This window comes from Marinomonas sp. AWM4_232 (genome assembly GCF_056158325.1).
In genome coordinates this window covers 1684578-1700000 of record NZ_JBSWTA010000001.1, presented here as the reverse complement: position 1 = coordinate 1700000, position 15423 = coordinate 1684578, and the positions used below count along the sequence as shown (strand labels likewise).

The window sequence follows — 15423 nt, the reverse complement described above, 5'->3', positions numbered from 1 at the left end:
AACAAAGGATGCCACAAAAGCCGTATCTGGCTGCTTATAAAGAGAAATAGGATCCGCGACTTGTTGTAGTTTGCCGGCGGACATCACCGCAACACGATCCGACATCGTCAGGGCTTCACCTTGATCGTGCGTTATATAAATAAAGGTTATCCCTGTCTTACGCTGAATTTCTTTTAACTCCGTGCGCATATGCTGGCGTAATTTCAGATCCAATGCAGACAGAGGTTCATCTAACAGCAACACCTGCGGCTCGACCGCCAAGGCACGAGCGATAGCGATACGCTGCTTTTGACCACCAGATAACTCTGATACTTTCTTGGTTCCACTGCCTTCTAAGGCCACTAATTCAAGTAGACGATCTGAGGTTTTTCGACGCTCAACTTTGGATACGCCACGAACTTCCAAACCAAACTCAATGTTCTCAGCAACTGTCATCAAAGGAAAAAGCGCCAAGTTTTGAAAAATCATTGAGGTTGGGCGCTTATTCGCCGGCACACCACGCATATCTTGACCACCTATGCGCACAGCCCCCTTTGTTGGCTCGAGGAAGCCACTTACCATATTGAGAATCGTGGTTTTGCCACAGCCAGAAGGGCCTAGAAAACTAAAAAACTCTCCTGACTCAATTTTAAGATCCATTTGCTGAACGGCGGTAAAGTCACCAAACTGCATAACGACATTATCTAAGTGAACACTGCTGTCCATATTTCCTCTCAATCTTATTTTTGAAACGCGAAAAGCCCGCTGAATACTCAGCAGGCTTTATTAGGGTGAAAACAGCCTAGGCAGATAGGTAACGGTCTTGGTATTCGTTACGCAGCGCAACGTACCAAGGTTCCTGAATAGGCCACCACCACAGATTCGCTAAATCTTGTTGAGAGTATGAGTTGTTGAAGAATGCTTTCGTCGATTCCGGAAGAAGTTCTGAAGCACCTTTTGCTGTAGAGTTGTAGCCGGTTGCTTTGACGAACATCGCACCCGCTTCAGGCGTGTAATACCAGTTAATAAACTCGTACACCGCATCAACGTTGTTTGCATTTTTCGGAATAACAAAGCCTTCCATCCAGGCAAGGGCACCTTCTTTAGGCGCACCGTAGGCAATCGGCTCACCCTCTTCGCCCAATTTGAACGCAGTACTATCCCATGTTTGACCGATGACTGCCCCGTTGGTACGGAATGCACCCTGAGCTTCATTCTCTGTTGACCAGAACTGAGCAATCATATCTTTGTGAGCAACCGCTTCTTTAAGAATGACATCAAAGTTGGCACGCATGGCTTTTTCAGACTTGTATGACTCAAGCAATGGGAAAGGCAGCTTACCCATTTTCTCTAACCACAAACCAATCCCAACCAAGGCAGAATGACCACGTACCGTCACACCACTTGCATGCTCAGGTTTCCAAAGGTCACCATAACTTAAATTCTTCGGATCCACGTCGGCATAGTCTTTATGATAAGCAATCGCCTCCGTGCCCCAATCAGATGGAGCAAAGTAACGCTTACCTTCCACAACACCACCGACTTCTGAACCAGACATCGCGCTTTCTAGACAACCGTCCCATTTGATACGGGTTGTATCAAGCGGCTGCACCAAGTCGTAGTCCACATAACCAGGCACACGGTCAACGGTCGGCATGATGATATCAAAGCCTGTACCATCCGTTGCTCGAAGGGAGTTCATCAACTCATCGTTCGTACCATAAGGTGTAAACGTTGCATTGATACCTGTTTTTGCTTTGAAATCTGCCAACATTTCATCAGTAATGTAGCCCGCCCACGCATAAATCTTCAGTTCTTTATTCGCGGCAACAGCTTTGCTGATGGAAAAAGGGGTTGCGGCAACTGCGCCTGCAACAGAGGCCCCTTTAAGAAATTGACGACGAGAGATGCTCATGATTGCTCCTTGTATCCTTGTGACATTTGTTTCCAAGTGGAAGTCAGAAGCCACCTTATTATTAAATAGGTGTTCAATTATTGGTGGCTAATGTGTCAATTTAGTGACGAAAAAATGAACAGTCAATCAAAATCTAGACCAAATGGACAGGATCACTTGCTCCTCAAAACATTAGCACCCACTTACATATCGCTACACTAAAGGGATGAAGCGTACATTTCGCTACATTACCCAGCAACTGAAACATATCTGTCACATTTTCATAATATTGTTACCCCCATCGTCTCATTTCCTAGAAAGTAGAGAGCATATCTTGAAAATTTCCCACGTCACACGCGCAACAACCATCAGTTATTTTGTGATCGCTGTCGCTTTAGCGGCGCTTTTGCTCTGGAGTACGCAAAGCTATCGGATGGCTTTTGAGCAAAACAGTACGTTCAATAAGGTATGGGAAGCCTCTGCGATCAAACTAGAGCAGAAAATTGAACGCTACCTCACATCGGGTGAAGCATCACTTTTGCAAGAATCAGAAGCCTTCATTGTTGACGATATTCAACCAATGCTTGCGCCGCTTCCTGAGTCGCTGCAAACATCGCTTAACGCTCGATTTAGCGCCATTGTAGAAAGCCTGCAAACCGACGTGCGCGCCGCAGGTAAATTGTCAGGAAATCCATATGCCTTAATTGAAAACAATGAGCGCCAAATGTTGCTCTCTCTCGCCTACTTAAACCAAACCATTAATGATTCTGGTGACACGGTAGAGTCTTCAGTGAAGATGCAGTATTTAGTTAGCCAAGCCAACATTTTTGCCGCACTGGTTTCATTACAACAGGCGACAAAAGACTACTTAAACAGCTCAACGACCGAAAACCGAACACTTGTCGATCAAGCGAATCGCACTTTGATCGCTCAAGTGGAGCGCCTTACCTCGTTACCAGCTTGGCAAATAGCCGACTCCAACGAAGGCAGTGGTGCCGATGATCTTTCCGCACTAATGGGCTGGGGCAGCAGTGAAGAAAACGAAGAAGTATCTGATGCTTTCGAAGAAACAAAGAGCGAGCTAAACACTTGGTCAAACCGTTATCTAAAAGATATCGACAACAGCCTCGCGGTCATAGAACAAGTAAATCAAGCCAAGACTGCCATGCGTGAGTTGATTGAGGGACTCAGTTCTGACTTAGAAAAAGGTACCGCGACCATTCAAGCCGCCACAGCTGAAACTGAGCGAAACACCCTCATTGCTTTTGGTGCGTTCGTAATCGTGATGGTGCTGACCACTATTGTTGCTCACCTCTTTCAAAGTCGAGTGGTCGTACAAAGTGCCAAAGATCTTTACAACGCGGTCAAGGCACTGGTTGAAAGCGATGACATTCATACACTCACCGTATCGAATGGTAAAAATGAGTTATCTGACGTCGCCCGCTATCTAAATCGCTATCTTGAGCAAATCGCTGTACAGCGCCAACAACGAGATACTGAGCTTAAAAATATCTCCACATCGTTGAATGAAATGCTCAACGCCTTTGGTCAGGTACACGAGATCAGTGTTGCCTCCAAAGCCGCTCTAGAGCATACGGTCGAACAAGCATCTCATGTGGATGTACTGGCCAATAAAGCAGAAGTCAGGGCAAAAGAAGTGGAAAGCTATGCCAATGACACAAGTGTCGCGATGGAGCTTAGCTCCAAGCAAGTTGCACGACTTGAAGAGGCCAACAACATCACTGTGGAACGACTAGACAACAGCAAATCGGCTCTTGAAAGTTTAGAAAGCTCCGTATCGAGTGCCAACTCTATTGTCAGCGGCATTCGCGACATTGCAGAACAAACCAACTTACTAGCACTGAATGCGGCAATTGAAGCAGCTCGCGCAGGTGAAACTGGACGAGGTTTTGCAGTGGTCGCTGATGAGGTTCGCACCCTATCAGGAAGAACTCAGCACTCACTTAAGGAGATTACCTCGATTTTCGACTCATTAACCAGCTCTACCACCAACTTACGCAAAAATTTACAGCTTATTGAGTCATCTTCTTCCGAACAACGTACATTGACACTCGACTTAGGACATTCAGCGCAAGAAGTGCAGGAAAAGTCTCATCAGTCGACTGTCCTATCACGCAAAGCCTCAGGCTATGCCGAAGACCAAAAGCGTAGCGTCAGCCTGTTGACAGAAACCGTCGAAAAGGTTCGCTCTCAAGCGGATGAATCAGAACGATTCTTAGCGCAAATGACAACGAATGTCAGACAAAAAATCGATGATATCACCTCAACTCTGGGCATTCGCTAACCTTTAGACATAAAAAAGCCAGCACTAATATGCTGGCTTTTTTTCATCTTGCTACATATAAGAGCTTAGAAAAGTACGCGGGCCTTAATCGTGCCATCGACTTCTTTCACTTTCTCTAATGCAATTTCACCCATGTCCGCATCCACTTCCATCACCATGTAACCAAGTTTCTCGGTCGTACGAAGGAATTGGCCAGAGATGTTAATGCCATTGTCAGAGAAGATAGAGTTAATCTTAGACAATACACCTGGACGGTTTTCATGGATGTGAAGAATACGGTGCGTATCCGCTTGCGCAGGCAGTGCCACTTCAGGGAAGTTAACTGCAGCCGTTGTTGTACCGATGTCCGAGTACTGAATCAGTTTCACCGCCACTTCAACACCGATGTTTTCCTGAGCTTCCATTGTCGAACCACCAATGTGCGGCGTCAAAATAACATTATCCAAGCCACGTAGCGGTGATACAAACTCTTCCGCATTACCCTTCGGCTCCACTGGGAATACGTCAATCGCTGCACCAGCAATATTGCCTGCCTTGATTGATTCAGCTAATGCTTCAAGGTCGACTACCGTACCGCGAGAAGCGTTTAAGAAGATTGCGCCCTTCTTAATTTGTGCAATCTCTTCCGCGCCAATCATCATCTTAGTGCTTGGAGTTTCTGGCACATGCAGAGAGATCACATCACAGGTAGACAATAATTCTTCTAGAGACTTCACTTGACGTGCATTACCTAATGGCAACTTAGTGATGATGTCGTAGAAGCAGACTTCCATACCCAACGACTCAGCCAACACGCTCAACTGAGTACCAATACTACCGTAACCAACAATGCCTAAACGCTTGCCACGTGTCTCAAAAGAGCCAACCGCAGACTTCATCCAACCACCACGGTGGGAAACCGCATTTTTCTCAGGAATGCCACGTAAAAGCAAAATCAACTCACCAAGTACCAATTCCGCAACACTACGTGTATTAGAGTACGGCGCATTGAATACTACGATACCTTTGCTAGAAGCCGCTTCTAAATTCACTTGGTTGGTACCAATACAGAAACAACCAATCGCAACCAACTTATTTGCGTGCTCAAGCACTTTTGCTGTCAGTTGTGTACGGGAGCGGATACCAATGAAGTGTGCTTCGGAGATTTTCTCAATCAGCTCATCTTCTGGCAGAGCGGTTTTATGGTACTCAATGTTTTCGTAACCAGCGGCATTCAACGCCTCAATGGCTGACTGATGCACGCCTTCTAATAACAAAATTTTGATTTTTGCTTTTTCTAAAGAAGTGTTGCTCATGGCTTTTTTCGTGTCTCTATGGTTTTTTGTGGGGGAATTTTGGGCATTATGTTAACACACTAGTTTATGCGGCAAACCCAAAGAAACCGGAAAGTCACTCATCTAAAGGGGAGTATTCCTCAATTCCACAAGAATTTACACCTTAGCTACGCATTTTAACTGGCAAGGGGCGTACTTCGACACTAGAATGAAGCTGTACAAAAGTTAAACGAAGAGGTGCGCTATGGCCATCGAAGGTATCAACAACAGCTATGTTAGCCCGTATGAAAATGAGCTTAACGTTCCAGCTGTTCAATCCAGCACGGAGAACACAAGCACTCAACCTGCTAGTGCCCCAGCCTCTGTGGACGTTGCCGTTACGTTGTCACCACAAGCTCAGCAATTGGCACAAGATAGCATCGCGCAACAAACAGTAGCTCAGACTAACGAAACGGATGTTGGAGCAGACACCACAGCAGCCTCTCAATTCGGAGCAAATGCAACGGCTAACAATTCTTCTGTAGCAGCGGAAGTTAACGGATCTTCAGGCAGCACATTGAATGCAGCACCATCGAACAGCAGTCAAAGTGCCAGCGTAGCTTCTCAATACAACATCAGTCCCGACTCTGCACTGGGACAGACCATCGACTTTTCCGCTTAGACAAGACCATTTCTAGAGTCGTCTAACGACGCTCTAGAAATACACCCGCTTCTACGTGATGGGTATAAGGAAACTGATCAAACATCGCAAACCGAGTCACCTTGTGGGTAGAAGATAACGCTTCAAGGTTGTTTTTTAATGTCTCAGGGTTACAAGATATGTAAAGAATTTGATCAACCTTCCTGACTAACTCAACGGTGCCATCGTCCAATCCTGCTCGTGGAGGATCAACCAGAACCGTTGCTGGAGACAGTGTATCCATGCCTGCTTGCAACAATGCTTTCGGCAATTCACCTTCCCCATTCAATGCAGCGGACACATCTTCACTGGCCATCTTCACGACTTGAACATTGCCGACACCGTTCATGGCAATATTTAGAGAAGCTGAATTGACTGACACTTTAGCGATTTCTGTACCAATTACTCGATCAAAGCGACGCGCCAAAGGAATCGAGAAGTTACCATTACCACAGTACATTTCCAGTAAGTCACCAGAACAGCCTTGTGTAACATCTAGCGCCCACTCCAGCATCTTTTCACTGATGCCTGCGTTAGGCTGAGTGAAGCTGTTTTCAACTTGCTGATAATGGTACTTGCGACCATTCACCGTCAGAGTTTCCATGACGAAATCACGAGTTAAGATCTGTTTGCGCTTACGGCTACGGCCAATGAAATGACAGGATGGGAACAGGTCATTCAATTCGTGAGCAGCTTGGTTCCATACATCATCAATGGGTTTGTGGTAAAGCATGCTAATCAGCGCTTCACCTGTTGTAGTCGTCAAAAAGTCTACTTGGAATAGCTTATGACGCAACACAGGAACATCTTTAATCGCGGCCAGTAACTTTGGCATTAGTTCATTGATAAGAGTCGACGCTGCTAAAAACTGGTCGACACGAATCGGGGTACGAGGGTCAGCGGAGTCAAACATTGCATAGTAGAGATCATCCCCTTCATGCCAAATACGAAACTCTGCACGCATACGGTAATGGCTTGGCGCACTCTCAAAGATTTCCATTGATGGCAACTCTAAGTCTGTCATCAACTCAGATAAAGAAGCCTGCTTAGCCTGTAACTGTTCCGCGTAGTGTTCAGGATGTATTTGGTCGGGTCTCATGCAAAAGTCCACTAAACTAGTATTCAAAAAGGGCGCGAATTATACAAAGAGTTCGCTTATTTTGCGAACAATGACTTTTATAAAAAGCCAGGTCCGAGCAGCACTTCCAATGAGGCCGTTAACGATACTTCTGATTGGTAATCACTTTCTCTCTCATAGGTCACTTGCGGCTTAAGTTGCCCAATTAACCAGTTTTTGTACAAAACTCTTTGATATTCGAGAAAATACAGGAAACTTTCCGCATGCGGTCGTGAGCCTTCTTGTAAATAACTGATTTGATATCGAAGCTTACTAATGTCCGACAATGCATGATTTAAATAGAAGTTTTGACGCCAATAAGTTTCAGAGTCGACTTCCAAATAGGTTGCACCAAACTCTGCTCCAAATTCAAAGCGATCCGCAAAAGGTCGTTTTGCCGCAATGCTATAACGACCACCATAGCCAAGTGTATAATAGCTAAACAACGATTCATTTTGTTCAAAAGTCCAATTTCCAAGCACATGCTCTTGGCCAAACTTAATACGTACAAAAGGGTCCATGGGCATACGAACTAAAAGGCCCAAGTCAATATTGGCGTTCCATTCATTTTTTACATAACGCAGCATCGTTGCAAACCGCGTATTCTGAGCAGACTGAAGAATATTCTGGCCTGGCTCATTATCCATTTGACGATTATCTTGAGTTAGCTCATCCGCATCCGACTCAATGATCAGGTCCAGTCTATTCTCAGTGTTAGGAAGATGTAGTCGTGCATCCAAGTTAAAAAAGCCAGAGACACCATCTTCGCTTTCTAGGATCGAACCAAAGCGCATGCTAACAAAGCTTTTTTCGTCATTCTCGTGGCGCTGACCAGAAAAAAAAGCGTCCAAACCATTAGACCACTCTCCTACCTTATAAGACATGGTTTCATGAGTTGTCAGCCACCATTCTCTTTGGTCCGCTTCATTTGCTGTTGAAGCTGCCATTGCACTGTTCAAGGGAGCCCCTAACAGCCCCCCTATCATCATGCAGAACATTGCGCGTGATCTTCCTTGAATATGTTCCATCATAGTTCGCGTAGCATTTCTCGAATCATCAAAGAAGAGTTCTTGGCCGCCACACTTAAGTATTCTTCAAAGCTTGCAGGCGACTCCTTGTCAGCAACGTCCGATAGAGATCGAACCACAACAAAGGGGATTGCGAACTTATGGCATACCTGAGCCACTGCAGCAGCTTCCATTTCGACCGCTTTTAGAGTTGGAAATGCCTCACGAACTTTCGCCACTCGACTTGCTTCGCACATAAACACATCACCAGTACCAATCAAGCCTACCTTGGCTTTCACTTGCCCAACTTTCGCGACGGCATTTTTTGCTGCACTCACCAACGAAGCATCCGCTGCAAATGCTTCTGGCATACTAGGCAACTGTCCTAATCGGTAGCCAAACGCCGTTACATCAACATCGTGATGGACCACTGCATCCGAAATAATGACGTCCCCTACTTCTAATTCGGGATCAAAACCACCTGCCGAACCGATATTAATCACGACCGTAGGATCAAAACTCGCCATCAATAATGTTGTAGAGACTGCTGCATTCACTTTGCCAATACCAGACTTTAGAAGCACGACTTCCTTGCCATCAAGCTGTCCAGTAAAAAACTCACACCCAGCAATAGCGGTTTCCTGAACATCCGTCATCCATTCCTTGATGACCGCAACCTCCTCATCCATTGCCCCAATTAAACCCACTACGCTCATAATGTTATAGTCCTATTTATTTAATAATTTCAGCAAAGACGTAATCACGGCATTATCCGGAGAACGACCATTTAATTCGATTAAATACATTGTATCAGGCCGATTCGAAAAGTCCTCAACTACCAGCCAGCGAACATGGCGCAACGACATTAAGTTTAAATCAAGGACTCTATGAGCCGTATGGCGATCCAAAATCAAGACACCCATTTGACTCTCAGAGTGCAGTATAGAAGCTAAATTTTCGAGTTCTGCCTCCCTGCGTACAGTATAGCCACGCGAGCTGAGTTCAGCTTGCCAGATAACTTGTCCCATTGCGGAACCACCCACTATAATAAGATCCGCTCTTTTAACTTCTAATGCCCCCATATCAATACTAGGTAAATGACTCAGCTGCTCTATACGATAGGCCAAACTGTAGGCCATTAATTGATGTAAACATAATATCTGGTCTGAGTTTTGCTCCAGCTGATGATCTGCCAAGTAAAGAACTGGCAACTTTGCACTATTAGCAGCCAAGAGCTGATGAATAAATGCATTTGCTGAGCCCTCATCCCCCATCCCAATTAATAAAGCATTATAGTGACAATGATAGGGCTTGCTTGTATTTTCGAACTCCACAAAAGAGGCATATACGTCACTTTGAATGGGGAGACGTGACAGCAACTCTTTTACTCGTTCGCTGCCTGTAAAACCGTTCTCAATAAAACCAACCCTAAGATCAGGTAGCCCTCCTATATTCACTGGCGAATCCATAGATACGGATGCCGTCATCTTAACGTAGCCTCCAGACGCAGTCTCATAACGTCCTTTCAATACCTTTGGCCACTCTTGGCATAACCAAACTAAAGCTGGGCTGCTATCATCCGAGCCATACACCTTGATGGTAAGGACACTTTTCTCCCATCCAAAAAAGACATGACGGCCAGTCAGTTTGCTATGCATACACAACATAAGGGCAGAACGCACCATCGCAGCATGATCAGATGTCCATTGTGCACTTAAAACCGCATCATCCAGCGATAACTCTACTCTAATGTCCCGTTGATGGGGCAATAACTCCAGCGTTTCACTCAACCATTGTTGCTGACTCATCACTAAATCACCAAGAGAACAGTTAGACAGCCGCTCTTCACGACACTCAGAAATACTCTCAATAAGTGTCCCGATTGCCATTAACCAACTTACAGACTGACTGGGTGATTTTAGAAGCGAGTCTGACTGTTTGGCGACCTCTTGCAAAACAAGTTGAGGAAGGGGGTGTGGTCGGTCAATCGCTTGTTGAGGGAAACGATGTGTTAAATGCCATCGCAAACGCCTTACTTCGCTCACATCACGTCCAACGATCATGACACTCCTAAAGCCATGCTCATTGACAAAAGTGTGAGTTTGAAAAGCGTATACCTTAGGTTGATGATCTAGTTCGAGCTCAAATCCACCCCCATATTCACCTTTCAAAGCACGTTGAATAGGCTGATGACAGGTAATTGGCGTCATGTCAAAAATAGTTTTTGCCGACGTATGCTCTGGAAAAATGGCAGCCGCCTCTTTATTAATGTCTGTCACCTTTGCGGATTCATCACAGAATAAAATGGCTGCCTGTAACGAGTTTAACAGCAAATCTAAATGCTGATCCCTCGCTTTAAGTCGAACTTGAAAGTGGCTCATTTGAGCCAACAAGGGTTTAAACTCTTTATAATTCAGAGTATCCATGCGCCCTAAAGCGGGCAAACCAGCAATTGGTGCAAACAATGACCTTTGCGCATGCCATTGGATCCCCCAATACAGCATTATTAAGCCAAGAAATACAGTCAAACTTCCAATAACAGCCCAGCTGCTAAACGCCTCTACTAATGGCCTTGAGTACTTTAGCTCAACTGCAAGTTTCTCAGACATTGAGGGGAGAGACAGTGTAGTCTCATGGCTAATACTCACTCCATCATTATTAAAAGAGCTCAATTGCTCTACTAACAATGGCTGCCCTGCTACATCATTTATTTCTAAATAATCTGCCTCGGCACTGCCAATTAAATCACTCGCCAAAGCAAGGTTGTTATTAAGTGAAATGAATCCATAGAAATACCCTTTACTCAGGCCGTCTTCGTCATTTTCAAGGGACTTTTTAAAGACGAGCAACTCACCATTATCTGAACTGGATACATGCTGCCAAATGCCTACTTGTGTTCGGTCCACTAACCGTAGGATATTATCTCGGGTATACAGCCTTGCGCGAGGGTCATCCATCGTTTGGCCGTTTTCTAAAACGGCATAGAAAAAGTCTAGCCCGCCAAAAAAAAGTATGTCGTGGAGCTGAAATAAACTATCAACCGTCTTCCCATGACCAATTTGCTCGGACAAATACTTCACTTCAAAATTGGCTCGGTCAAGATAGGACTCAAATCCAACGTGGACAGCCTGTGCCTTTTGTAATAGTAATGCATTGGAATAATAACGCTGATTATAATAATCCACCGCCCATATGACAGAGCATAGAAGAAAACCTATCACAAAAAATAGAGGGACAACTGAACGCGAGAATCGCTTCTTTAAACTCAACGTGGCCATAGGGGGAATGAGTACTGTAATGCTTGTTGAAATGTTAAAAGGCGAGTTTCCTGATCCATATCTTGAGTAAGAAAAGTGACCGTTTCAGCATATACTCTTGGCAGCAAACGCAATTCAATATCAGCCTTGATTGCTTCCGCAGTAGCTATAGCCATTTTATCCTTCATCTCTAAAACTGTAACCAGGACAACACCTTTTTGATGTGCAAATTCTAGTCGACTTTGTCCAAGCCATGCATTCGTTTTAGTAAAATTTGAAGGCATTGAAATCAATGCATTAACAACCTCTTCACTGGTGCTTGGCGTACACGAGAAAATGAAATGCTCAGTTGTACCATCTGGTATTTTATTGATTAGCAGATTTACTATACGTGACACATCATCTTCACCGTTCACACGGTAACGATAACGTATTGATCTTCCTAATACGCTGAGTTCGTTGAGAAACATTTGGCAGTGATTTGCCAATATGCCATCTTCAGATGAAGAGATTGAATCAATGATTGCATCAGTATCTAGCGCTCTATCTATAAGACTCGCCAACCGGTTCATCATAAACGTCAAATCGGTCCCAATGTACAGCAATGGCGGATGTAAACGCCAAGCAGGATAGGGAGCAAAGCTGTTTAAAATAATTACCTTTTGTTGAGCTTGGCGCAAAAGGTTTTCGATTAAAGGCCGGTTGTGATCATCTACCTTATCGATAATCACATAATCGAAGTCTGCCTCTTGAATACTTGTATATTTATTCAACGCTACGGTCGTGCCTTTGTCACGAGGCATATAAAAGACATCCATTCTAAAGTCGATATTAAGCTCTTGCATACGACGCTTAAACGCAAATAACCAAGCTTGATTTTCAGGTTGACTGGGCGATGTTCGCAGTACAACAGCAATTTTCTGGGTTTCAGGATACACCGTCATGAGCCTAATAGGCTGAGAATGAACGCGTACAGAAAGCTGTTCAATTAAAGGTAATTGACTGGGATTATCTTCTAAAAAACGCTGCAAGCTCAAAGATGATTGTGCAAATGTATAAGCCCAACTTGTTACAGAAAAGGCAGATATAAAAAAGCAAAGAAAAATACGGAACAACTGCTGTCGCCTCATCAAATCCACTCCTAGAGTGGACATTCTAACGATAAGACTTAACAAAGGTACATTGAAAGCATCAAAAAGGCATAAAAAAAGCCGAGTCACTAAGTAACTCGGCTTTTTTAAAATTTGGTGCGGAAGGAGAGACTCGAACTCTCACGCCGTGAAGCACTGGAACCTAAATCCAGCGTGTCTACCAATTCCACCACTCCCGCTTTGGAATGGCGAGCATTATAGGTGAACCATTTTTCAGGTCAACACTTTTTTAAAAGAAATTTAAAAAAGTCGCTCGCTCATCCTGTTAATTAGAAACGACGACCGTTTGAGTACTCACCGTGCTCGTAACGAATCGCCATTTCTTCCAGATCAATCGTATGAATACGTGATGCTTGACCCGCTGAACCAAATGCTTCGTAACGATCAATACACACAGCTTTCATCGCTTTGATGCTTTCAGTTAAGTATTTACGTGGATCGAAGTTACCTTTGTGCTCTGCTAAGCTACGACGGATAGCGCCCGTTGCTGCTAGACGCAGGTCCGTATCAATGTTGACTTTACGAACACCGTAACGAATCGCTTTCACGATTTCTTCTACTGGCACACCGTAAGTTTCTGGAATATCACCACCAAATTCGTTGATGATCTCTAACCAGTCTTGTGGCACTGAAGAAGAACCGTGCAATACGATATGCGTATTTGGTAGTTTTTCCGCAATGCGGTTGATACGTTCGATGTCCAGAATGTCGCCGGTTGGTGGACGAGTGAACTTGTACGCACCATGGCTAGTACCGATCGCTACCGCTAGGGCATCGATACCGGTTGCTTCAACGAATTCAAATGCTTCGTCTGGGTCAGTCAACATCTGTGAGTGATCTAGAATACCTTCTGCACCCACTCCGTCTTCTTCACCAGCTTGGCCAGTTTCTAGAGAACCTAGACAGCCCAATTCACCTTCTACAGAGACGCCACATGCGTGAGCGAACTCTACTGTACGACGTGTCACATCAACGTTGTATTCATAGCTTGCTGGCGTTTTACCGTCGGCCATCAAGGAGCCGTCCATCATCACTGATGAAAAACCAAGCTGGATTGAACGTTGACAAATTGCTGGGCTCGTACCGTGATCCTGGTGCATGACTACCGGGATGTGTGGGTAATCTTCGATCGCCGCTGCGATTAAGTGGCGAAGGAAGTGAGAGCCTGCGTACTTACGCGCGCCAGCAGAAGCTTGCATGATAACAGGCGAGTTTACCTCGTCTGCGGCTTCCATGATCGCTTTTACCTGCTCCATGTTGTTCACGTTGAACGCAGGTAAGCCGTAATCATGCTCTGCTGCATGGTCCAGCAATTGACGCATACTAATTAAAGGCATAAAAGTTTCCTCTGACAATGAAGTTGATTGGTGTCTTTGCTAATAACAAAGCACCCATTAATGTTTATCCATGCGCATGTGTGTCACATGTGGCTTTACGCCTTATCGTTATATTGTCATTCTGTCTAATGACAGACCGGTCACTCTCTAAGTGTTAGTTATTATAGTGATGAGATGGTCATCATGACGCACCTAATCGTGCAGGGTTTTCCCTGTCTTATTCAAGTGTAAGCTTTTAGCTTTACACTAATTTTGCGTGCGTGACTCTAACATAGCAACAGCTGGGAGCACTTTTCCTTCAACAAATTCTAGGAAAGCACCGCCACCAGTGGAAATGTAAGACACTTTTTCAGCGATGTCATATTTGTCGACTGCTGCTAGCGTATCACCACCACCAGCGATTGAAAAACCTTCGCTATTCGCAATCGCCATAGAAAGCGCTTTGGTACCTTCACCAAACTGATCAAACTCGAATACGCCAACTGGGCCGTTCCAAATGATCGTTTGAGCACTTTCCAGTAGACCAGCAAGTTTCGCCGCCGCTTTTGGACCGATATCCAGAATCATATCGTCTGCAGCAACATCTTTCGCGTCCTTCACCGTCGCTTTAGCATCGGCAGAGAACGCCGTTGCGACAACCACGTCTTCAGGCAAAGGGATGTTTACTTTTTCCATCAGCGCTTTTGCTTGCGGAATCAAATCTTCTTCGTACAAAGATTTACCGACAGGGAAGCCTGCCGCCGCTAGGAAGGTATTGGCGATACCGCCACCAACGATAAGCTGGTCTACTTTGTCAGATAGAGACTCAAGCACCGTTAGCTTAGTGGATACTTTTGAACCACCAACGATCGCCGCCATTGGACGCGCAGGTTTGGCAAGCGCTTTTTCAAGGGCATCAAGCTCTGCTGCTAACAATGGGCCGGCACAAGCAACCGGTGCATACTTACCAACGCCGTGCGTTGATGCTTGAGCACGGTGCGCCGTACCAAAGGCATCCATCACGTAGATGTCACATAGCTCAGCCATTTGCTTAGACAATGCTTCATCGTCTTTCTTCTCACCCTTGTTGAAACGTACGTTCTCAACTAGGACAAGCTGACCCGCTTCGACTTCAACGCCATCCAACCAGTCTTTCACTAGTGGAACGTCTTGACCTAGAAGACCTGCTAAATGATCGGCAACTGGCTGCATTGAGTACTGTTCTTCGTACTCGCCTTCAGTTGGGCGACCAAGGTGAGACATTACGATCACTTTAGCACCCGCCTCTAGCGCAAGCTTAAGTGTTGGTAACGCCGCACGAATGCGCGCATCGCTGGTTACTTTGCCATCCTTTACTGGCACGTTAAGGTCTTCACGAATCAACACTCGTTTGTTCGCAAGATCCAAATCGGTCATTTTAATTACGGTCATGCACGATTCCTCG

12 protein-coding genes and 1 tRNA gene (1 of these 13 cut by a window edge) are annotated in these 15423 nt (G+C 45.1%); 2 read left to right on the top strand and 11 right to left on the bottom strand.

Translation table 11 applies throughout. From position 1 onward, the window contains the following. Positions 1-705, bottom strand: partial view of an ABC transporter ATP-binding protein gene (locus ACXAC1_RS08030; protein WP_475060698.1) — the 5' portion only. 378 nt of this gene lie to the left of the window's left edge; the window shows 705 of its 1083 coding nt (coding positions 1-705); the start codon lies at positions 703-705; its stop codon lies off the left edge, out of view. A gap of 76 nt (positions 706-781) precedes the next feature. After that, positions 782-1894 (bottom strand): extracellular solute-binding protein, encoded by a 1113-nt coding sequence (locus ACXAC1_RS08025; RefSeq protein WP_199462681.1) that lies wholly within the window; start codon positions 1892-1894, stop codon positions 782-784. A 313-nt stretch (positions 1895-2207) separates the two neighbouring features. On the opposite strand from ACXAC1_RS08025, the gene ACXAC1_RS08020 reads away from it, so the two are divergent. After that, on the top strand, positions 2208-4178 hold the full coding sequence (locus ACXAC1_RS08020) for a methyl-accepting chemotaxis protein (RefSeq protein WP_475060695.1): 1971 nt from the start codon (positions 2208-2210) through the stop codon (positions 4176-4178). Between the two features lie 65 nt (positions 4179-4243). Here ACXAC1_RS08020 and serA read toward each other — a convergent pair whose 3' ends face one another. Further along, positions 4244-5473 (bottom strand): phosphoglycerate dehydrogenase, encoded by a 1230-nt coding sequence (gene serA / locus ACXAC1_RS08015; protein WP_475060692.1) that lies wholly within the window; start codon positions 5471-5473, stop codon positions 4244-4246. Between the two features lie 223 nt (positions 5474-5696). On the opposite strand from serA, the gene ACXAC1_RS08010 reads away from it, so the two are divergent. Continuing rightward, positions 5697-6113, top strand: a complete 417-nt coding sequence (locus ACXAC1_RS08010) for a hypothetical protein (RefSeq protein ID WP_475060689.1) — start codon at positions 5697-5699, stop codon at positions 6111-6113. Positions 6114-6135: 22 nt separating this feature from the next. Here the strand turns inward: ACXAC1_RS08010 and trmA are convergent, their stop codons facing one another. The 8 genes from trmA to ACXAC1_RS07970 form a co-directional block, all read right to left on the bottom strand. Beyond that, positions 6136-7230 (bottom strand): tRNA (uridine(54)-C5)-methyltransferase TrmA, encoded by a 1095-nt coding sequence (trmA, locus tag ACXAC1_RS08005; protein ID WP_475060686.1) that lies wholly within the window; start codon positions 7228-7230, stop codon positions 6136-6138. Between the two features lie 77 nt (positions 7231-7307). Next, complete coding sequence (locus ACXAC1_RS08000) at positions 7308-8207, bottom strand: hypothetical protein (RefSeq protein WP_475060684.1); 900 nt, start codon at positions 8205-8207, stop codon at positions 7308-7310. A gap of 68 nt (positions 8208-8275) precedes the next feature. Beyond that, entirely contained in the window at positions 8276-8971 is a 696-nt protein-coding gene (mtnN, locus tag ACXAC1_RS07995; protein ID WP_475060682.1) for a 5'-methylthioadenosine/S-adenosylhomocysteine nucleosidase, read from the bottom strand. A 12-nt stretch (positions 8972-8983) separates the two neighbouring features. Then, on the bottom strand, positions 8984-11326 hold the full coding sequence (locus ACXAC1_RS07990; protein ID WP_475060680.1) for a PAS domain-containing protein: 2343 nt from the start codon (positions 11324-11326) through the stop codon (positions 8984-8986). 194 nt (positions 11327-11520) lie between these two features. After that, on the bottom strand, positions 11521-12642 hold the full coding sequence (locus ACXAC1_RS07985; protein WP_475060677.1) for a type 1 periplasmic-binding domain-containing protein: 1122 nt from the start codon (positions 12640-12642) through the stop codon (positions 11521-11523). Between the two features lie 115 nt (positions 12643-12757). Next, positions 12758-12842, bottom strand: a tRNA-Leu gene (locus ACXAC1_RS07980). Between the two features lie 90 nt (positions 12843-12932). Further along, entirely contained in the window at positions 12933-14000 is a 1068-nt protein-coding gene (gene fba, locus ACXAC1_RS07975) for a class II fructose-bisphosphate aldolase (RefSeq protein ID WP_475060674.1), read from the bottom strand. A gap of 246 nt (positions 14001-14246) precedes the next feature. Beyond that, on the bottom strand, positions 14247-15410 hold the full coding sequence (locus tag ACXAC1_RS07970; RefSeq protein ID WP_475060671.1) for a phosphoglycerate kinase: 1164 nt from the start codon (positions 15408-15410) through the stop codon (positions 14247-14249). Positions 15411-15423 lie beyond the last annotated feature (13 nt).